This is a genomic window from Patescibacteria group bacterium, from assembly GCA_020148145.1.
GTDB lineage: Bacteria > Patescibacteriota > Minisyncoccia > Minisyncoccales > JAHCRE01 > JAHCRE01.
Window position 1 is genome coordinate 75,265 of record JAHCRE010000016.1, and the last position, 19,131, is coordinate 94,395.

General features: G+C 33.8%; 19 protein-coding genes and 1 tRNA gene. 15 read left to right on the forward strand and 5 right to left on the reverse strand.

Annotated elements, in window-relative coordinates:
- Positions 1-39: 39 nt before the first annotated feature.
- The 4 genes from KJA15_02410 to KJA15_02425 form a co-directional block, all read right to left on the reverse strand.
- The gene (locus KJA15_02410) at positions 40-981 is read right to left on the reverse strand and encodes a hypothetical protein (protein ID MBZ9572157.1); all 942 of its coding nucleotides are present in this window, start codon (positions 979-981) and stop codon (positions 40-42) included.
- 187 nt (positions 982-1,168) lie between these two features.
- Positions 1,169-1,927 carry a hypothetical protein gene (locus KJA15_02415; protein ID MBZ9572158.1) on the reverse strand — a complete coding sequence of 253 codons (759 nt, stop codon included), beginning with the start codon at positions 1,925-1,927 and terminating at the stop codon, positions 1,169-1,171.
- 190 nt (positions 1,928-2,117) lie between these two features.
- Positions 2,118-2,651 carry a hypothetical protein gene (locus KJA15_02420; protein MBZ9572159.1) on the reverse strand — a complete coding sequence of 178 codons (534 nt, stop codon included), beginning with the start codon at positions 2,649-2,651 and terminating at the stop codon, positions 2,118-2,120.
- Between the two features lie 134 nt (positions 2,652-2,785).
- Positions 2,786-2,858, reverse strand: a tRNA-Val gene (locus tag KJA15_02425).
- A 46-nt stretch (positions 2,859-2,904) separates the two neighbouring features.
- Here KJA15_02425 and KJA15_02430 point away from each other — a divergent pair.
- The 15 genes from KJA15_02430 (at position 2,905) to KJA15_02500 (ending at position 18,535) form a co-directional block, all read left to right on the forward strand.
- A complete protein-coding gene (locus tag KJA15_02430; protein MBZ9572160.1) occupies positions 2,905-4,890 on the forward strand; it encodes a hypothetical protein in 1,986 nt (661 codons plus the stop codon).
- Between the two features lie 80 nt (positions 4,891-4,970).
- Entirely contained in the window at positions 4,971-6,752 is a 1,782-nt protein-coding gene (locus tag KJA15_02435) for a DegV family EDD domain-containing protein (GenBank protein MBZ9572161.1), read from the forward strand.
- Between the two features lie 46 nt (positions 6,753-6,798).
- Entirely contained in the window at positions 6,799-7,152 is a 354-nt protein-coding gene (locus tag KJA15_02440; protein ID MBZ9572162.1) for a four helix bundle protein, read from the forward strand.
- Between the two features lie 6 nt (positions 7,153-7,158).
- Complete coding sequence (locus tag KJA15_02445; GenBank protein MBZ9572163.1) at positions 7,159-8,280, forward strand: thiolase family protein; 1,122 nt, start codon at positions 7,159-7,161, stop codon at positions 8,278-8,280.
- A complete protein-coding gene (locus KJA15_02450; GenBank protein MBZ9572164.1) occupies positions 8,277-9,767 on the forward strand; it encodes a DUF4070 domain-containing protein in 1,491 nt (496 codons plus the stop codon). Before KJA15_02445 ends, KJA15_02450 begins: the two co-directional genes overlap by 4 nt.
- Positions 9,768-9,778: 11 nt before the next feature.
- On the forward strand, positions 9,779-10,840 hold the full coding sequence (locus KJA15_02455) for a DUF362 domain-containing protein (protein MBZ9572165.1): 1,062 nt from the start codon (positions 9,779-9,781) through the stop codon (positions 10,838-10,840).
- A complete protein-coding gene (locus KJA15_02460; GenBank protein ID MBZ9572166.1) occupies positions 10,837-11,430 on the forward strand; it encodes a biotin transporter BioY in 594 nt (197 codons plus the stop codon). The genes KJA15_02455 and KJA15_02460 overlap by 4 nt, the downstream gene beginning before the upstream one ends.
- Entirely contained in the window at positions 11,411-12,148 is a 738-nt protein-coding gene (locus KJA15_02465) for a beta-ketoacyl-ACP reductase (GenBank protein ID MBZ9572167.1), read from the forward strand. Before KJA15_02460 ends, KJA15_02465 begins: the two co-directional genes overlap by 20 nt.
- Positions 12,149-12,154: 6 nt before the next feature.
- Positions 12,155-12,622 carry a beta-hydroxyacyl-ACP dehydratase gene (locus KJA15_02470; protein ID MBZ9572168.1) on the forward strand — a complete coding sequence of 156 codons (468 nt, stop codon included), beginning with the start codon at positions 12,155-12,157 and terminating at the stop codon, positions 12,620-12,622.
- Positions 12,615-13,553 (forward strand): nitronate monooxygenase, encoded by a 939-nt coding sequence (locus KJA15_02475; GenBank protein ID MBZ9572169.1) that lies wholly within the window; start codon positions 12,615-12,617, stop codon positions 13,551-13,553. Before KJA15_02470 ends, KJA15_02475 begins: the two co-directional genes overlap by 8 nt.
- Positions 13,550-14,209, forward strand: a complete 660-nt coding sequence (locus KJA15_02480) for a 1-acyl-sn-glycerol-3-phosphate acyltransferase (GenBank protein MBZ9572170.1) — start codon at positions 13,550-13,552, stop codon at positions 14,207-14,209. Before KJA15_02475 ends, KJA15_02480 begins: the two co-directional genes overlap by 4 nt.
- Before the next feature lie 156 nt (positions 14,210-14,365).
- The gene (locus tag KJA15_02485; protein ID MBZ9572171.1) at positions 14,366-15,895 is read left to right on the forward strand and encodes an acetyl-CoA carboxylase biotin carboxylase subunit; all 1,530 of its coding nucleotides are present in this window, start codon (positions 14,366-14,368) and stop codon (positions 15,893-15,895) included.
- A gap of 51 nt (positions 15,896-15,946) precedes the next feature.
- Positions 15,947-16,426: a hypothetical protein gene (locus tag KJA15_02490; protein ID MBZ9572172.1), complete on the forward strand. Its 480-nt coding sequence runs from the start codon at positions 15,947-15,949 to the stop codon at positions 16,424-16,426.
- Positions 16,427-16,430: 4 nt separating this feature from the next.
- Complete coding sequence (locus KJA15_02495) at positions 16,431-16,970, forward strand: biotin--[acetyl-CoA-carboxylase] ligase (GenBank protein ID MBZ9572173.1); 540 nt, start codon at positions 16,431-16,433, stop codon at positions 16,968-16,970.
- Between the two features lie 14 nt (positions 16,971-16,984).
- Complete coding sequence (locus KJA15_02500) at positions 16,985-18,535, forward strand: acyl-CoA carboxylase subunit beta (protein MBZ9572174.1); 1,551 nt, start codon at positions 16,985-16,987, stop codon at positions 18,533-18,535.
- Between the two features lie 2 nt (positions 18,536-18,537).
- On the opposite strand, the gene KJA15_02505 is transcribed toward KJA15_02500, so the two are convergent.
- On the reverse strand, positions 18,538-19,131 hold the full coding sequence (locus KJA15_02505) for a CDP-alcohol phosphatidyltransferase family protein (GenBank protein ID MBZ9572175.1): 594 nt from the start codon (positions 19,129-19,131) through the stop codon (positions 18,538-18,540).

Genomic DNA, 19,131 nt, shown 5'->3' on the forward strand with positions numbered 1-19,131 from the left:
TGGCAATGATGAAGGAGAAATTGTTAGAGATTAAGGAGTTTAATAAAATGTTGTTTCAAAATTCTGCTCTCTAATCTTGAGAAGTTCTTTGTTTTTCGCTGCCTTGCACACATTAACCAAAGGACACCTGCTCCCACAATTTATATTCATATAGGCTGACACGCTACAATTTGAAGTCTCGCAAAATACACAACGAGGATTATCAGAATCACAGCACTCCCGACCTAGAGCCCAGTAAAATCCCTGTAAATCTTTTGAGTGTCTGTTAGAAATTTTAGTCATCTCGGCTAAAGCGTCAATTACAGCTGAACGGATAACAGTGTCCTCCTCTTGTGTCACGGAAGCATTATTTTCAAGTTTCTTTAGAAGTTCTGGATCTTTCACTTCTACCACTCCGTTACGAAGAGCAATCCTAGTAATCTGGTAATCTATAGGAGGAATGTAGTTGTCCCAATCGCTAAATTCCCACAAACCAAACCTGTCTATTAAATCAATAAAGACTGCACTCTTTTTACAAAGCGGATCTTCACCGTAGGCCTGGAAATTTTTTAAGAGAGTGTATAAACCATTTTTACCTCCCATTTTGTTTTCCGACGTCCTAAGGACATTCTCTACCCTCCCTTCGTATTTGTGCGTCAATACCCCACACATATCTCTAACCAATTCGCCTCTTTTAAACCGCTTCTCTAATCTCCATTTTTTAGGATAAGCAGAAAGCCAATCATAAATTTCTTTATCACTAATCTCTTGCATATACTGTGGAGTAAATTTTGAAGGATAATTTTCTTGAATATCTTTCAGGGCTTTCATTAAAAAATTCCAATTGATTTGGTGGCAAATACCCACAACAGTAAAAAGATAAAAAAGCTCTTTTTCTAAATCCTGAAAATCCCTTTTCGTTTCAGGATGCTTAAAAGAAAAATCTTTCATTAGTAAGGCGACCTCTCTACATTTCTCTTTGTCAACAATGACTTTTCTCATAGACCTATTTTAACAAAAAATCGCCTTTCTGGCGATAAATTAGAATAAGTGATAACTTAATCCCCAGTTCAAAAATTATTATAGTTCTGGAAAATAAGGAGTATATGGCGATGATGAAGGAGAAATTATTGGAAATTAAGAGGGTTTATAGAAGTTTTAATTTATTATCTAACAGTTGTAACGCTTGCTAAACCTTGAAGTCCTCAAGCCCAAACATTCTTAACATTCTTAATCTTGTCTCCCCAATAATAGGTTGTTTGGGCGTTGGATTTAGAAAGAATCTTTGAAAATTCTCACTTGCAAAAATCCAATCTCCTGGCAACAGCATATTCACTAAAAAGTGTGTCCAGTCTCCTTTAGAATGCCAAAAGTTTAAATCATTCCATAATTGCTCAACGGAATAATCGTCAAGCTGATTAAAAAATTTACTATGTTTAATAAAAGGAGGTTCAAAAAGTGGTTTGCAGGAAATTCTTTGAGGAGAATAAGTTAATCTATATTCAGCCACCAACCTCCGAGAATATAAAATGTCATAATCTAATAAATCTAACCCTATGTGGGTATAGGTGTTTAAAAAATTTCTAAACCGTATTTCCTCGCCACCGTATCCCTCTGAAATTTTACACTCTATTGGTTCTTTAAAATTTTTGTCATCAAAATCTTCTACTGGAAGCGAAATTATATTACTATTATTTTTTAAAAATATTTCTATTATCTTTTCTGTTTCTTCAGAAGCATAAGTAAAAAAGGTGAGGCGAACTATATTTAATTGATTAGATTTATTTTCAGAAATATTTATATAGAACCCAGGCGTGGAAGAACTGGAATCAAAATTTGCCAGTAGCGGTTTTATTGCCTTTATACATTCAAAATATCCTTCAATAGGAGTATCTGAGGCCTTAAGGTATCTTTTCCCAATAAGAGCTTTTTCTATTGAGTTATTCATAATTTCAAGTTCAAAGTATCACTTTTTAACCCAAAAAACAAGCTGATTTTAAATAAAAATTGCCCAGCGATGGGCTTTTTGTTTACTGGGTGGCTCGGTCGCTCGAACCGAGCACTAACCTGCTCCTGCGCTAGGATTCGAACCCTTCTCGGTCGCCCTGCCGCCATAAGATTCCAGGACTAGAACCTATTTAGTGAGCAGAGCTACTTGAGATTATTTTGGACAGGCTCTTGGTAATTTTGTCAATTTTAACTTCAATAAACTTTACTGCTCGATTTAGATTAAAATCCTTTGGGATGTGGAAAAAGGCGAATTTTATAGATTTACCCTTACAGAATTCAGCAATAACATACATCGAAAAGTTACAGAAGTATTTTCCAGCATTGTAAGAAATGTAAGAATGTTTATCCTCTTTAAACTTTAGATTTAAAAACAAATGTTTTGGTTTATTTTTGGAAATAGTTCTTCTTTTTTTATTTTCTTTTTTAAGATTTATTGCCTTTCTTTCAATTCTTATTTTTTTACCTCTTGAACATTGACCTAATCCGAAAATGATATCTGGTTTATACTCCCTAATTTTTTCTAAATATTGATTTTTTTTAAAGCTAACAAGGAAAATTATTTTCTTAAGGTTCTTCCTATTTTTAACCTTTCTGATTATTTTTTCAGTAATATTTTCTTCATATTCTTTGTATGGACCAAATCCATAAATTAACAACTTCATATTAAAGTAATTCTACCAAAAAACCGCCTCTGCCGAAAGACGGATTGGCGATTTTTTTTATGCGTCTCGGTCGCTCGAACCGAGCACTAGCCTGCTCCGGCGGTAGGACTCGAACTGGTAGACACCGAAGTCTGTGGGCATTGCAGGATTTGAACCTGCGACCTCTGCAATGTGAATACAGCGCGCTAACCCCTGCGCCAAATGCCCAATTTTACTTAACCCACTAAAATATTATAATAAATAAGGAGGCTATATGCAAGTTTTTGAATTTCATTTTAATCCAAAATTAAAGGAAGATCTAATTTTTGATAGTTTTTGTTATACGCCGGAAAATGTTTATGAAAAAAGGCTAGGTAGTCTATATATTGTTGGTGAACTAAGAAATACCCTCCCCCAAAATTTAAAGCTTCTTCATAGCTTGGCTCAAATTATTAAAGGAAAATATTATGCCTTCCCTACCCTATCTAAAGATCAAAGTTTTTCAGAAGGCCTCAAGAAAGCAAATGAATTTTTAGCCGAGGAGATTTCAAAGGAAAATACCAGCTGGCTTGGAAATTTAAGTTTCGCTGTGATATCAATGAAAGACTTTAATTTGAATTTCACTAAGGTTGAGGGCCTTAAAATTTTATTGGCAAGAGGTGGTAAAATTTTAGATATTGGTGATCGTTTAGAATTTAAAGAAATTGAACCTTATCCTTTAAAAGTTTTTAAGAATATAGTCTCTGGAAAATTGGCCGAAGGAGACCTTATTATTGTCTTAACCAAAGAGGTCTTTGATCTTTTTTCAAAAGAGAATTTAATAAACGAAATAGCTCAAGTTCCGATTGAAGAAAAATTTTATGAGAAAAAATTAAAAAAAACTCTAAAAAATAAAGAAGAACTTTTATCAGAGATTTCTGGAATTTGTCTCTTAATTGTCTTGAAGCCTGAATTTGTACCAAAAGAAATCTTCACTTTCAAAAAGGAGACTCCATTATTCTCAATCTGGCAGGTTCTCAAACCAGTTTCTAGTGGAGTAAGAAATTTTTTAAAAATCCCCAAAAAGATATTCTCTTTCAAAAAAGAAAGGGTACTCCCTCCTAAAATAGGATTTTTGGAAAAGATAAAAGCTAAACCTAAAAACCTCATAGTCTCCCTTTCCTCAAAAATCAAAATCTCTTCTAATTTTAAAAAAAATCTAATTTTAATTTCGGCTTTAATTTTTTTCCTTATCCTGGGATTTTTTATTTTTAAAAAAGAAAGGGAATATCGATTAAAAGAATACAAAGTAAATTTAAATAAAATTCAACAAAAAATTGAGTTGGCTAAAGATTTTTTAGTTTTTAAGGATGAAAAAAAGGCCAATTCTCTATTCAGGGAAGCTTGGGAAGAAATTTTACCTTTGACTGAAGAAAAAACCTTTTTTAAAAACGAAGCTCTGGCTCTTAAGGAATCCATTGAGAAAGAGCTTCAAAATCTAAGTAAATTAGAAAAAATTGCTGAACCTGAACTTCTTTTTCAATTTCAAAAAGGGGAATTTTTTCCTCAAAAAATGCTATTGCTTGACAAGGTCCTTTATTTTTTTAATCCTTATTATCAAGATCTCTATAAATTTCAACAAGGAGAGAAAATTAAAATTGAAACCAATCAAAAATTCAATTTAGCTTCCCTTCTTTCTGAAAATTCTATCTTATTTTTTTCAAAGCCTGATAAATTAATTCTGTTTCAAGATAATCAATTTAAAGAATCTTTTTCTCTGAAAGAGCCCCATCCCGATTTTGAGTTCAATGATTTTTCTTCTTTCAAGGGAAATCTCTATTTTTTAGATGGAAAGACAGGGGAAATCTTAAAATATCCTTTTCCTTTAGTTTTCGGTAAAGATTCTCCAAATCTTTGGCTAAATCCGGAGACAAAAAAAGTGATTGATGGAAAGTCAATAGCCATTGATGGTTCAATTTGGATTTTAGATAAAAGAAACAAAATTCATCGATATCTTCTTGGCAAATATCAAGAAACTCTTGATTTAGATTTCTTTCCTTATCTGGAAAATCTTGATAAAATTTTTACTAGATGGAATCTACCTTATCTTTATCTTTTAGAGTCCGGGCAGAATCGGATAATTATTTTAGAAAAATCAGGCCAAATTTTTTCGCAGTTTCAAAGTGAAAAATTTGATAATTTAAAAGATTTTACTGTTTCAGAAAATGGTAAAAAAATTTATTTATTAAACGGCCTGAAGGTTTATCAAGTTCAATTTTAACAACTGGGCTTTTAAAAAATTTAAAATTTAATAAAATAAAAACATAGGGTCAACCATAAAGATTATTTAGCAAATAAATTATGTATTATCTTACCGATAAAGAATTAAAAAAAATGGTCCTCCAATCCTGGAAAAGGATTGAAAAAGAAAAAGAGAAGATTAATAAAATCAATGTTTTTCCTGTTCCCGACATGGATACCGGAAGCAATCTAGCCAGAACTTTAGAGGGCGTAAAAAAAGCAATTGAAAATAGAGAATTTAAAGATTTAGATAAATTATCAGAGGTTATTCTTGATGAAGCCATGATTGCTGCCCAGGGAAATGTTGGAGTAATTTATACTGGTTTTTTAGCCGGATTTTTACCTATTTTAGATAAAAATCCAATTGATGCTAAAAAATTAGCCAGGGCAATGGTAGAGGGAGCAAAAAGGGCCAGGGCCTCCATCCAAAATCCAACCGAAGGAACAATTTTAGATGTGATAGATGCAGCGACAGAAAGTATTAAGAAAAATTCAGAAAGAGAAAATAATATTTTAAATCTTTTCAAAAAAGCAATAGCAAAGGCCAATGACGCTCTTTTGGCAACCCGTGATAAGATAGAAGTTTTAAAAAAGGCAAATGTGGTTGATGCGGGGGGCTTGGGTTTTTTAATGATTCTGGAGAGCCATCTTGAGGCACTGGAAGGCGAAAAGAGAGAAAGAGAAGAAAGACCTTCAGAAAAAGTTAGAAGATTTGTTCAAACAATTTCCTATCGCTATGAAGTGATATTTTTAATTAAAAATCTAAAAATCAAAATTGATGATTTGAAAGAAAGACTCAAGAAATTAGGTAATAGCTTGGAAGTTTTACAAATTAAAGATAAAATAAAAGTCCACATTCATACCGATGAGCCAGATGAGGTGAGAGAAATTGCCAAAAATTCTGGCCAGATTTTAGATTTTCGAATTGAGGACATGGCAAAAGAAATTTCAGGCGAAGAATCGGTAAAAAAGGTTTCCATTGGAATTGTCGTTGAAGATATTGCTGATCTTCCAGAAAAAATCTTAGAAAAATACCAAATCGAGAAGGTACCTGCTATTCTTGATTGGCCAGAAGTGGTTAATTTACCAGGTGAAAACATTTATCAAAAAATGAAAGAAGCCGAAAGAAGAGGAATTAAAGAACTGGGAAGAACTTCTCAGCCAATACCAAAGGCCTACCTTGAGGCTTATAAAAAGCAACTCCAGAAGTTTGAAAAAATTCTTTGTATCACCATTACTTCAAAGATTTCAGGAGCTTACAATTCAGCCTGTCAGGCAAGATCAGCATTAAATGATTCTTCTAGAGTTTATGTTTTAGATTCCCTAAGTGCTACTGCCGGACAAGCTCTTTTGGTTTTAAAGGCTATTGAATTAATCCAGGAGCAAAAAGAAATTGGTGAAATTATTGGAGAACTGAAAAATTTAATTCCCAAAATTCATTTATACTTATTTTTTGAAGATCCGAGGTGGATAGAGGCGACTGGCAGGATAACTCCTTCTCAGGCAAATTGGATAAGAAGAATGAAAAAAGTAGGAATAAGGCCCTTGCTAGAATTCAAAAATGGTCTTATAACTAAAGGAGGGTTTTCAGTTTTTGCCAAAGACACTGCAGAAGCTCTCTTTAGAAAAATTGAAAAAGATAGTAGAAAAATTAGAAAAAAAGGTAAAAAAATCAGGGTAATAATTGTCCATGCTGATAATTCGGAAGGGGCCGAAAAATTGAAAAAGATGTTAAAAGAAAAAATAAAAGCTGAAGTTCCCTTTATCAACTTAGTCTGTACCTTAATTGGTTCTCGATTTGGTCCAGGTGGTTTAATTGCTGCCTGGCATGAGATCATGTAGCTTCTTAGCTTATAGCTTCTTAGGATTGATGAAAAACAAAAATACCATCGATTCATATAAAGATCTAATAGTTTGGCAACGCTCAATGGATTTAGTAGTTGCTATTTACGAATTAACTAATAAATTTCCTAAAAGTGAGCTATATGGATTAACGTCACAGATGAGAAGATGTGCGATTTCAATCCCTTCTAATATTGCCGAAGGGAGAAGGCGTGGTACTAGGAAGGATTATCGTCAATTTTTAATCATTGCCTATGGATCAGGAGCAGAACTCGAAACTCAAATAGAAATAGCTAAGAAATTATTATTTGGTAAAAATTTAAATTACTTTAGGGTAGATAGTTTATTGAATGAGGTTATGAAAATGTTAAATAAAATGATCTCTACCCTAAGAAGCTAAAAAGCTATGTTTATTAAAGGAGTTGGAATGACAAAATTTGATTATTCCCAAAAACCCTGGTGGCGCTTTGCCTATGAGGCAACAATGGAGGCACTTGAGGATGCTAATTTAAAAATCTCTGATATTGAAGCAATAGTTCTTTCGTCAATATCTTCAGCTGCTGGAGGCGAGCATCAAACTCATAAAATCTCTTTACTTTCTGATTTATTTAAGACCAATGTTCCAATTATTGAAACTCCAGCCGTTTGTGCAGGAGGAGGGGTTGCCTTTTGGAATGCTTGCCAATTGAATTTTAAGAATATTTTAGTTGTCTCAGGAGAAAAAGTTGTTGATAATGTTAGCGAGATAACAGTTGATTGGATTTTATCAGCGGCTGAAAGAGTAATTGAGCAAACAGAGGGAATGCTTTTCCCAGTCCAAAATGTTTTAATCTGGCAGCGATATATGCAAAAATATGGGGCAACAATGGATGATTTAGCCTTAATTTCCTATAAAAACCATAAAAATGCTACTTTAAATCCCAAAGCCTATTTTTATAATCGGGAGGTTACATTGGAAAAAATTAAAAAATCTCCGGTAGTGGCTTCACCCTTTAGGCTTTTTGATTGCTCTCTATCGGTTAATGGAGGGGCGGCGGCAATTATTTCAAAGGAAAAATCAGATATAGAAATTTTAGGCTCTGGCTTTGCTACTGACTATCTTTTAACTTTTGGCAGAAAAGATCCTACCCATTTTTTAGCTACAGAAATTGCCGCTAATTGGGCTTATAAAACAGCAAATATCAAACCTAAAGACATTGATGTAGCTGAGGTTCATGATGCCTTCACTTCAGTTGAGTTAATTTCTTATGAAGACTTAGGATTTGCTCCTATTGGAGAAGGGGCAGAATTAATAAGATCAGGTAAAGTAAATTTAGGAAGTGAGCTACCAATTAATCCTTCTGGGGGCTTGAAGGCCAAGGGTCATCCTATCTCGGTAACCGGCCTAGCCCAAGTATATGAAATTGTCAATCAGCTTCGAGGTCGCTGTGGTCAGCGTCAGGTAAAAAATCCTAAAATCGGTCTTTGCCATAATATCGGTGGAGCCGGGGGCAGCGTTACTGTTCATATTTTAAAAAAAGTTTTATGAAAATTTTATTAATTTGGCCAAAATATCCTAATACTTTCTGGAGTTTTCGTTATGCCCTTCCTTTTATTAATAAAAAGGCAACCTATCCTCCCTTGGGCCCATTAACAGTAGCTAGTCTCCTTCCTAAAGAATGGGAGAAAAAAATAATAGATTTAAATGTAGAGAAGTTAAGTGAAAAAGATATCTTATGGGCTAATTTTGTTTTTATTTCAGCTATGGTTATTCAAAAAGAATCAGTAAAAAAGATTATCAAAAGGGCTAAAAAATTTAATAAAAAAATAGTTGCCGGTGGTCCTCTTTTTACCACTGGCTATGAAGAATTTTTAGAAGATATAGATCATCTTGTCTTGGGTGAGGCGGAAGTCACCTTACCTCTTTTTTTGGAAGATTTAAAAAATGGCAAGCCAAAAAAAATTTACAAAATTAATCAGTGGTCAGATATAAAAACCTCTCCTATCCCCCTCTGGGAATTAATCGATATGGAAAAATATGCCTCAATGAGTATTCAATACTCAAGGGGATGCCCATTTAATTGCGAATTCTGCGATATTGTTCTCTTGAATGGAAGGACCCAGAGAGCAAAAAACAAAGGTCAAATATTAAAAGAGCTCGATGCTTTATATAATCGGGGTTGGAGGGGAAATGTTTTTGTCGTTGATGATAATTTCATCGGAAATAAAATAAAATTAAAAAAAGAGATTTTACCAGCGATGATTGAGTGGATGAAAAAGAGAAATTATCCATTTTTATTTAATACTCAGTTGTCAATCAACCTGGCCGATGACAAAGAACTAATGGAGTTGATGGTAAAAGCTGGATTTGTTAGTGTCTTTGTAGGTATTGAGACCATAGAAGAAAAAAGTCTGGCTGAGTGTGGTAAATTTCAGAATCTAAATCGGAATTTACTAAATTCAGTTAGAACTATTCAAAATCAGGGCTTACAAGTTCAGGGAGGATTTATTTTAGGTTTTGATAATGACACTCCCTCAATTTTTGAGAGAATAACTCATTTTATTCAAAAAAGTGGGATTGTTACTGCCATGGTGGGATTGCTAAATGCTCCACCAAAAACAAGACTGTATAAAAGACTGAAAGCCGAGAATCGTTTAATAGCAGAACCAACCGGCAACAACACCGATTGTACTATTAATTTTATTCCCAAAATGAGCTATCAGGTTCTGATTTCAGGTTACAAAAGAGTTATAAATAATATTTATTCACCAAAGCATTACTATCAAAGATTGATAACGTTTTTAAAAAAATATAAACCTAAGGGAAGAAAAATTTTTCATCTTAATTTTCAAAAATTTTTAGCCTTTCTAAAATCGATCTGGATTCTGGGAATAAGAGAAAAAGAAAGACTATATTTTTGGAAACTTATATTTTGGAGCCTCTTTAACAAACCAAAACTTTTTCCAATGGCAGTAGAGTTGGCGATTTATGGTTTTCACTTTCGAAAAATTTCAGAGGAGTATTCAAAAAATTAAGAGATTTTTTTATGTTTTATCAATGTCCAAAATGCCAGAAAATTTGGCAATATCCAATTGAAAAATGTCCTGATTGTTTTCTGGAATTGGAAAAAAGGTTAAGCGAGAATTTAAAAGTTATTGCTGTTTCTCGGGTAACCATCCCAACAATCTTGCATCCGAAAGTTCCCTATTTTGTTTTACTTTTAGAAACGGATCAAGGCAGAAAATTTGTTCAGAAAACAATTAAAGAATACAAAATTGGTGATGAATTTAAATTTAAAAAGGCAAAAGATAAATCAGCCGTAGCTATCTGGCGGGTAAAATACGATATTTTTGAAGCAATTGAAAAAATTTTTGAGCTTTTGGGAATAACCCCCAACCAAAATTTTTGGTGGGGGGCAAAGATTTTAATTTTACCGACATTAATTTCTCCTGCCCATCCTTATTTTGCCAAAAACACTAATCCTGAAGTTTTAAAGAATTTAATTAAATTTTTAATTCAAAAAGGGGTAAAAAGAGAGAAAATTTTGGTCGCTGGCCAGAGTTTTAATGATTTTCCGATTGAAGCCTCGGCCAAAAAATCAAAATTTTTATCTGTCTGCCAAGAAAATAAGGTTCAAATTTTAGATTTTTCAAAAACAAAATTTAAAAAAATTAAAAGGGGTGATTCTATTTTTGAGATTTCTGAGGAAGTCTTTAAGAGAGATTTAATAATCAATCTTCCAATCTTAAAAATTGATTCGAAATTAGGAGTTAGGGGGGCTTTGGAAAACTTAACCAAATTTTTAAAAAAAGAGAGTTTTTTAGGCTTAAAATATCTTTCCAGTCAAGGAGAATTAATACTTAAACTCAAAGGTGTCTTGCCTGAGATTTTAACGATAGCTGATGGAATAAAAATCCAAAAATCAAATGGCTTTACCGCTTTTTTTGGTCTAATTTTGGCCAGTTTTAATCCCTTGAATTTGGATCGGGTTTTTGCTGAAATTTCAACGATAGAATTGCCAGAATATTTAAAATCTATTAAAATTAAAGATATCGAAATAGTCGGCAGAGAGATTGAAGAAGTCCAATATAATTTGGAAAAAATATGAAAGTCTTAGTTCAATCAAAACCAGTTTTTCTTGACGTCATTTTGCCTAAAAGTCTAATCAGAAACATTGTTTTAGTTTTTAGCTTTGCTATCTTAACTGCGATTTCGGCTAAGGTTAAAATTGAAATAGGACCAGTTCCAATAACAATGCAAACCTTTGCTGTTTTGTTCTCTGGAGCCTTACTTGGTTCAAAGAGAGGATTTCTGTCCCAAGCTACTTATCTTTTTTTAGGATTAGCGGGAATTCCTTGGTTCTCTCGAGGAGGTGGAATCCAATATATTTTATCCCCTACTTTTGGTTATATTTTAGGTTTTGTTTTTTCTGCCTTTTTAGTTGGATTTCTGACTGAAAAGGGATTTGATCGAAATTTCAAGACAGCAATCTTGGCAATGCTAATTGGCAATATCGTCATTTATCTTCCAGGACTTTTGTGGTTAGGAAAATTCATTGGCTTTGAAAAAGTTTTGACTATTGGACTTTATCCTTTTTTACTCGGGGATTTATTGAAAATTCTCCTATCGGCCTTTCTTTTACCATTTGGCTGGAAATTTATAACAAAGCGAAGTAAATATGTACAATCTCAAAGATAAAGTAGTTTTAATAACTGGGGCATCGGGTGGTATAGGCAGGGAAATTGCCAGGAAATTTAGCGAGAATGGGGCAAAGCTGGCTTTAAATGATATTTCTCGGGCTGAAGAAAATCTCAAAAAATTAATAACCGACCTTCAAGGTGAGGTAAAATATTTTTTAGCCGATGTTTCGAAATTAGAACAAGTGCAAGCGATGATGGAAGATATTAAAAAAGAATTTGGCAGGTTGGACATTTTAGTTAATAATGCCGGAATTATTGCTGATAGAACTTTAGCCAAAATGACAAAGGAAGAATGGCAAAAGGTCATTGATGTTGATCTAACCGGGGTTTTTAATTGTTCAAAGGCTGCTTTACCGCTTTTAATTCCGAATCAGGGAAAAATTATTAATATTTCTTCGTTAGTCGGCCAAAGAGGGAATTTTGGACAGACAAATTATGCAGCAGCCAAAGCAGGAATTATTGGTTTTACTAAATCTTTAAGCAAAGAAGTGGGGAGGTTTGGAATGAGCGTTAATGCTATTTGTCCTGGTTTTATTGAAACAAAGATAATCGAGAGAATTCCTGAAGATATAAAAACAATGATAAAAAGATTAACTTCCCTTGGTAGATTTGGGAAACCAGAGGATGTAGCTAATGTAGTTTTGTTTTTAGCTTCAGAAGAAGCCAGTTTTATAACCGGAGCGGTAATAAATGTTGATGGAGGATTGGCAATATAAAATTCTATGAGTTTATCTAGAGAAGAAATTAAAAAGATTATCCCTTACGATGATCCTTTTTTGTTTGTAGATACGGCGGAAATAATTTCTGAAAATGAGGTAGTAGGTTCAAAGGAAACCAGTCCGGAAGATTACTATTTTAAAGGTCATTTTGTCAATTTCCCGATAATGCCAGGGGTCCTAATTGTTGAGGGAATAGCTCAGTTAGCTTCTTTACTTTTAAGAAAAAAAGTCGGCGAGAATCATCAGAAAAAACATATCTTAGCCTATCAGGTCAGAAGGGCTCTTTTTTATAAACCAGTTTTTCCTGGAAATAAAATCACTTATAAAGTAAAATTACTCGGTATTTATGAAGATAAAATTGCCAATTTTAAAGGAGAAGCCTTTGTTAATGATGATTTAAAATGTGAAGTGAGATTTTCCTGTGCTATTGTTGATAAAAAGGAATTTGAAGAAAAATACAAAAATGTTTGAGAACAATAAATTAACAAAACTTTTAGGAATTAAATATCCAATAATCCAAGGGGGAATGGCTGGAATATCGGAGGCAAATTTAGTTTCGGCAGTTTCAAATGCCGGAGGTTTAGGAATAATTGGATCAGGAATAATGCCAGTTGAATGGTTAAAGGAAGAAATTAAAAAGACAAAAGAATTGACAAAAAATCCTTTTGCTGTTAATCTTTTTGCCGGAAATCCAAATTTAGAAGCCATCGTGAAAGCAATAATCCAAGAACAAGTACCAATAGTTTTTACTGGTGGTGGAAATCCTTTACCACTATTCCCTCATTTCCAAGCCGCTGGAATTAAAATCGTTGCTGTAGTCCCCTCTCCTAGGTTAGCAAAAAAGATGGAAGATGCAGGTACAGATGCAGTTGTTGTTGAAGGCTTGGAATCAGGGGGTCACATTGGAAAAAACACTACCTTTTGTTTAATTCCTCAGGCAAAAAATCTTTTAGAAAAAATTCCCCTAATTGCCGCAGGTGGTATCTATGACGGAAGGACGGCATTAGCTGCATTTTTATTAGGAGCAGATGGAATCCAAATGGGAACGAGGTTTTTAGCAACAACTGAATGTAAAATTAGCGAACACTACAAAAAGAAAATTTTAGAAGCTACTACTGATGAAATAAAAGTTGCCCTTCGATTTACTGGTCATCCTTTGAGATTAATCAAAAACAAGCTTTCCGAGGAGTGGCAAAAATTAGAAGAGAAGGGAGCTTTTCCTGAAGAAATAAGATCAGAAAAGATAGCCGGTAGTCTATCTTCAGGAGATGTTGAAAAAATGCTCCTTTTAGCTGGAAGTTGCGCAAGTGCAATCTCAGAGATAAAAAGCTGCAAAGAAATAATTGAAGATATTGTTAAGGAAATGAAAGCTAGGGCAAGAGGATTAAATAAAATCTTATGAATATTGTTAGCTCTTATCTGTGCCATATATTTTTAAGGCCGATAGTTGACAGATTCCTTATAAAGAAAGCTACAGGGTTGGAAAACATACCAAAGAGAAATTTTATCATAGCTACTAATCATCAAAGTCATCTCGATCAAATAGTAACGGGTTATGTCTGTGTACCAAGGAAATACCACTACATTGGCCAAACCGACAGGTACTCGGGACTGACAAAACTAGGTTTATATATTTTATATTTTCTTGCAGGAGTTATTCATGTAAATAGAAAAAAACCAGAATCGAGAAGAAGAGCCTTGGAAGAATGTATTAGGGTTTTAAAAAAGGGGGCTTGTCTTGTGATTTATCCTGAAGGAACAAGAACAAGAACAGGAGAAATCCAGGAAGGAAAATGGGGGGTGGCAAAGATTTTCTTAAGGACAGAGGTTCCAATTTTACCAGTGGGAATCAAAGGAACTTTTGAACTTCTTCCTCCCGGAGGTAAGCTTAGAATAAAAAGAATTGTTGAAATCAATGTTGGGAAACCTCTTTTTTTTGAAAAAGAATTTTCTGAGGCAAAAAAAACAAATGAGAACTCAAAAGAATATCAAGAAATTTGCCAAAAAATCACAGATAAAATCATGGAAGAAATTACTGACTTAAGTAAAGAGATATAAATAGATATGAGGAAGGGGGTCGGGGAAACCCTTCGGTTTCCCCGTGTAAGAAAATATTAAAAACCGAGGGTTTTTAAAGAGCGAGCCCGAAGGTTGCCGAAGGCAACCGCCAGCTAAGGGCTGGGGAGGGCGAGCGATTAACTTTGTAATACCACTATGGAGATTAAAAAAATTTTAATTGCCAATAGAGGAGAAATAGCCGTGAGAATAATCAGGACCTGTAAGGAAATGGGGATTAAAACAGTGGCCCTTTGTCCAAAGAAAGGTAATGAGGATCAGTTTTTGGAAACAAGACTGGCTGATGAATTTTATTATTTAGACCAGGAGGGGATTTTAGGTTATTTAGATCAAAGAAAGATAATTGAAATTGCAAAAAGAGCAAGGGTCGATGCCATTCATCCTGGTTATGGTTTTTTAGCTGAGAATGGAGGTTTTGCTGATCTCTGCCAAGAAAATGGAATTAAATTTATTGGCCCTAGGGGAGAAACCTTAAAAAAAGTAGGCAACAAAATAGAGGCAAAAAAGATTGCCTATAAAATTGGTTTTCCCCTACTTAAAGGTCCCCAAAGGGCTGTAGACGAGAAGAAATGTTTTAAAATGGCAAAAAAAATTGGCCCTCCTTTTCTGTTAAAAGCAGTTGATGGCGGAGGGGGTATCGGTATTGCCGAAATTCACAGAATAAAAAAAGGTGAAATAATTGAAACTTTTCGAAAATTAAAAAGGGTAACTGAAAGTGCTTTTAATAGCCGGAAAATCTTTATTGAAAAACTATTACTAAAACCCCGCCATATTGAATTTCAGATTCTGGGAGATGGTAGGGGTAAGGTCTGGCATTTTGGGGAAAGAGAATGCTCAATTCAAAGAAGACATCAAAAGCTCATCGAAGAAGCCCCTTCTCCCCTTTTAGAGAAAAAGTTAAGAAAAAAAATGGGAAAATTGGCAATAAAGCTGGGAGAATATTTAAAATATGAAAGTTTGGGAACAGTTGAATTTTTAGTAGATCAAAATAAAAATTTTTATTTTATCGAAGTTAATCCCCGCTTACAGGTAGAGCATCCAGTTACTGAACAAATTTTTGGAATAGATTTGGTTGAACAACAAATTAGGGTTGCCCGGGGAGAAAAGTTAAATCTAAAACAAAAAAGGATTAAATTTCAAGGCTGGGCAATGGAATTTAGAATTTGTGCTGAAGAAGCGACCAAAAACTTCCAACCAGCCACTGGAAAAATTACAAATTTCCTTTTCCCGGCCGGAAAGGGAATTGAAATTCATAGCCTTTTACAGCCGGGGCAGAAAATTTTTCCCTACTTTGATAGTTTAATTTTGAAACTTGTTGTTTTTGGAAAGGATAGAAAATCCTGTATTCAAAGAGTAAAAAGAGCTTTTGATGAAATTTTGATTGAGGGAATCCCAACCCTGATTCCTCTTCATAGAGTTATTTTAGAGAATAAGAATTTTATTGAAGGGAATCTTTGTACTTCTTTTATTGAAGAAGAAAGAATTTTAGAAAAACTCCAAGAAATTAAACCAAAAGAAAAAGTAAAAATGAAAAAAGAGGTCTTGGAAAAAAAAGAGATGGCTTCTCTAATTGCTAATCTCTATCAAAAATTAAAAAAAGGTGAAAAGAAAACATTAAAAATTAGCAAATGGAAGCTGGCTGAGAGAATGGAAATTCTTGAAGAATAAACCCAGTATGACAACTTCGACAGGTGTTTTTCTAAAAGAAAAACACAAAGTATGACTGAGAATTTAAGAATTATTGGAAGGGAAAGTCGAAGTTGCTCTACATGGGTAAATTTTATGAAAACAAAAATTAATATCGGGGAAAAATCTTACGAAATCGAGATTTCGGAAATTCGGGATAGATTGATTAAGATTAAAGTCGACGATGAAGAGTTTATTTTTTTTGAAGATAAATCTGGGAAATTGAATTTTTGGGATAAAAAAGACTATCCCCCTTTAGGAGAAATTGAAGGAAAAGAAATTGTCTGTGAACTCTTTGCCGAAAAGGAAATTAAAAGCCCTATAGCCGGGGTCATCTCTAATATTTTTGTAAAAGAGGGAGAGGAAATTCAGCCCGGCCAGAAGGTCTTAACTTTAATTTCAATGAAAATGGAAAATGAAATAATTGCCGAAAGTTGCGGAAAAATAAAAAAAATTAAGGTTAAGGAGAACCAATTTATTAATGCTAATGATATTTTAATAGTTTTAGAATAACTCTGTGAATTTAGAATTCAAAATTAAAAAATTTAAAAAAATTTCTTCGACAAATAAAAAGGCAAAGGATTTGGCAAAAAAAGGAATTTCTCCTTGGACAGTGATTTTGGCCGAGGAACAATCCACTGGCTATGGTCAAGAAAAAAGAAAATGGCTTTCTCCAAAAGGCGGACTTTATTTTTCGATTATTCTGCCAAAAAGTAAAATTGAAGATTTACAGACTTTAACTATACTATCAGCTTTTGTGGTGGCAAAAATTATTAAAAAAAAGTTTTCTCTTGAGCCTTTAATTAAATTGCCCAATGATGTTTTGTTAAATCAAAAAAAAGTTGCTGGAATTTTAACAGAGAATATTATTGGTAAAGATGTTAAGTTATCAGTGATGGGAATTGGTTTAAATACCAATATTGAGAAATTCCCAAAGGATTTGCAAGATATAGCAACATCGCTTAAGATAGAATTAGGAAAAGAAGTAGATAATAAAGAAATTTTAGGGCAAATTATAAAGAGAATAAAAGAACAACTAAAAACCATCAGCGAATAATTAGTATTACTACTATGAAGTTTGAAGAAGAAATTAAAAAATTAGAACAAAAAATTGCCAGACTCCAAAACCAGGAATCGATTGAAAAACAGCACCAAAAAGGCAAACTTTCTGCTAGAGAAAGAATTAATTTACTTTTGGACCCTAATACTTTTGTTGAACTAGATCCTTTTGTCGAGAGTCGTTTTCGGGAACTAGGAATGGCTCGAAGAAAAATTCCTGGTGATGCCGTAATTACTGGTTTTGGGAGAATTAAAGATCGTCAAGTTTATCTTTATTCTCAGGATTTCTCAAGAATGGGAGGCTCTTTAGGGGAAATGCATGGAAAAAAAATTGTTAAGGTAATTGACCTCGCCCAAAAAACAGGGTGTCCGGTAATTGGAATAATTGACTCAGGGGGAGCAAGGATTCAGGAAGGAATTGCCAGTCTCGATGGATATGCTGCAATCTTCAGATCAATGATTCGCTCATCTGGGGTTATCCCCCAAATTACTGTCATCGTTGGACCATCGGCAGGTGGGGCATCTTATGCTCCGGGCCTATCTGACTTTGTCTTTATGGTCGAGGGAATTGGTCAAATGTACATTACCGGTCCTCAAGTAATTAAGGCGGTCAGCGGTGAAGAGGTTTCTTTTGAGAAGTTAGGGGGAGCAGCTATTCATGGTCTAAAATCAGGTTGTGCCCATTTTATTTTCAAAAATGAGTCAGATTGTTTTTTAGCTATTAAAAAGCTCCTTTCTTATTTGCCCCAAAATAATTTGGAAGATCCTCCTGAGCAAAAAAGTCTTTTGGCCGAATTTTTTGAAGAAGAAATAAAAGAAAATTTAATTAGAATTGTTCCCGAAGATGAAGCTAAGGGTTATGAAATGAGAAAGGTAATTTCCGAGATTTTTGATAAAAATACCTTTTTTGAAGTTCAACCTGATTTCGCTACCAATGCCATTGTTGGCTTTAGCAGACTTTCAGGGAAAGTAGTTGGAATTGTTGCCAACCAGACAAAATTTATGGCCGGTACCTTAGATATCAACTCTTCAGATAAGATTGCCCGCTTTGTTAGGTTTTGTGATGCCTTCAACCTTCCCTTGATTAATTTAGTTGATACTCCAGGCTACCTCCCGGGAACCGCTCAAGAACATAAAGGGATAATTAGGCATGGAGCAAAGATTTTGTATGCTTATGCTGAAGCGACTGTTCCTAAAATATCTCTAATTTTAAGAAAGGCATTTGGTGGGGCCTATGTTGCTCTAGCCTCCAGAAAGTTGGGTTATGACAAAGTAATTGCCTGGCCTTCAGCTCAAATTGCTGTTATGGGGCCTGAGCAGGCAGTAAAAATTATTTATAAAAGAGAGTTGGCTCAGGCCGAAGATCCAAAAAAACTTGAAAAAGAAAAAATTGAGGAACTAAAAAAAATCTTTCTCAATCCCTATCAGGCAGCAAAATTGGGGCAGATTGATTTAATCATTAATCCAAAAGATACTCGAAATGTATTAATAAGGTGTTTAGACTCACTCAAAAATAAAAGAGGGGGCAAAATCCCCCGAAAACACGGCAATATCCCTTTATAAATTTAAGCTGATTTGAGGGTTGAAAATATTCTCTGGAAAGCCGTCAGATTAGAAAAAATAGCCAAAATTATCAAAGGATAAGGCATCCAAGAAAAATTAAAAATACCCAAGACCATTGAAAAGAAAATTAAAATTATTCTTTCTGGCCTTTCAAAGAGGCCCTTTTTTAATTCTTCTTTTTGGATCTCTTTTTCTTTAGCTGCTGCCTTTGAATAAGTTGTCATTAAAGAACCAAAAAGACAAAGGAAAATCCAGATTTTAGCTGGCAAGAAAAGATCTGGTAAGGGCAAAAATAAAAAGCCAAAAAGTATTATTGCTTCAATATAGCGATCAATAATTGTATCTAAATAAGCCCCGAATTTTGTTACTTTTTTTGTAAATCTAGCCACCGCTCCATCAATTAAATCTAAAAGAGAAGCGAAAATAAAAAAGATGGTAGCTGAAATTAAATTGTTTTTTGCTAAAAAAAGAAGGGAGATTATTCCAAAAAAAAGAGAAATTAAAGTGAAACTATTGGGAGGGATCTTAAATTTAGAAAAAAATTGACCTATTTTTTGAGAAATTTTCTCAAATTTTTCTCTATTTTGGGCTAACAT

Excerpts from the sequence above, each read along its gene's own strand:
- KJA15_02465 (MBZ9572167.1), top strand. The coding sequence starts at position 11,411 with ATGTACAATCTCAAAGATAAAGTAGTTTTAATAACTGGGGCATCGGGT.
- KJA15_02430 (MBZ9572160.1), top strand. The coding sequence starts at position 2,905 with ATGCAAGTTTTTGAATTTCATTTTAATCCAAAATTAAAGGAAGATCTA.
- KJA15_02490 (MBZ9572172.1), top strand. The coding sequence starts at position 15,947 with ATGACTGAGAATTTAAGAATTATTGGAAGGGAAAGTCGAAGTTGCTCT.
- KJA15_02475 (MBZ9572169.1), top strand. The coding sequence starts at position 12,615 with ATGTTTGAGAACAATAAATTAACAAAACTTTTAGGAATTAAATATCCA.
- KJA15_02410 (MBZ9572157.1), bottom strand. The coding sequence starts at position 981 with ATGAGAAAAGTCATTGTTGACAAAGAGAAATGTAGAGAGGTCGCCTTA.
- KJA15_02460 (MBZ9572166.1), top strand. The coding sequence starts at position 10,837 with ATGAAAGTCTTAGTTCAATCAAAACCAGTTTTTCTTGACGTCATTTTG.
- KJA15_02500 (MBZ9572174.1), top strand. The coding sequence starts at position 16,985 with ATGAAGTTTGAAGAAGAAATTAAAAAATTAGAACAAAAAATTGCCAGA.
- KJA15_02450 (MBZ9572164.1), top strand. The coding sequence starts at position 8,277 with ATGAAAATTTTATTAATTTGGCCAAAATATCCTAATACTTTCTGGAGT.
- KJA15_02505 (MBZ9572175.1), bottom strand. The coding sequence starts at position 19,131 with ATGTTAGCCCAAAATAGAGAAAAATTTGAGAAAATTTCTCAAAAAATA.
- KJA15_02435 (MBZ9572161.1), top strand. The coding sequence starts at position 4,971 with ATGTATTATCTTACCGATAAAGAATTAAAAAAAATGGTCCTCCAATCC.
- KJA15_02470 (MBZ9572168.1), top strand. The coding sequence starts at position 12,155 with ATGAGTTTATCTAGAGAAGAAATTAAAAAGATTATCCCTTACGATGAT.
- KJA15_02455 (MBZ9572165.1), top strand. The coding sequence starts at position 9,779 with ATGTTTTATCAATGTCCAAAATGCCAGAAAATTTGGCAATATCCAATT.
- KJA15_02485 (MBZ9572171.1), top strand. The coding sequence starts at position 14,366 with ATGGAGATTAAAAAAATTTTAATTGCCAATAGAGGAGAAATAGCCGTG.
- KJA15_02415 (MBZ9572158.1), bottom strand. The coding sequence starts at position 1,927 with ATGAATAACTCAATAGAAAAAGCTCTTATTGGGAAAAGATACCTTAAG.
- KJA15_02420 (MBZ9572159.1), bottom strand. The coding sequence starts at position 2,651 with ATGAAGTTGTTAATTTATGGATTTGGTCCATACAAAGAATATGAAGAA.
- KJA15_02445 (MBZ9572163.1), top strand. The coding sequence starts at position 7,159 with ATGTTTATTAAAGGAGTTGGAATGACAAAATTTGATTATTCCCAAAAA.
- KJA15_02480 (MBZ9572170.1), top strand. The coding sequence starts at position 13,550 with ATGAATATTGTTAGCTCTTATCTGTGCCATATATTTTTAAGGCCGATA.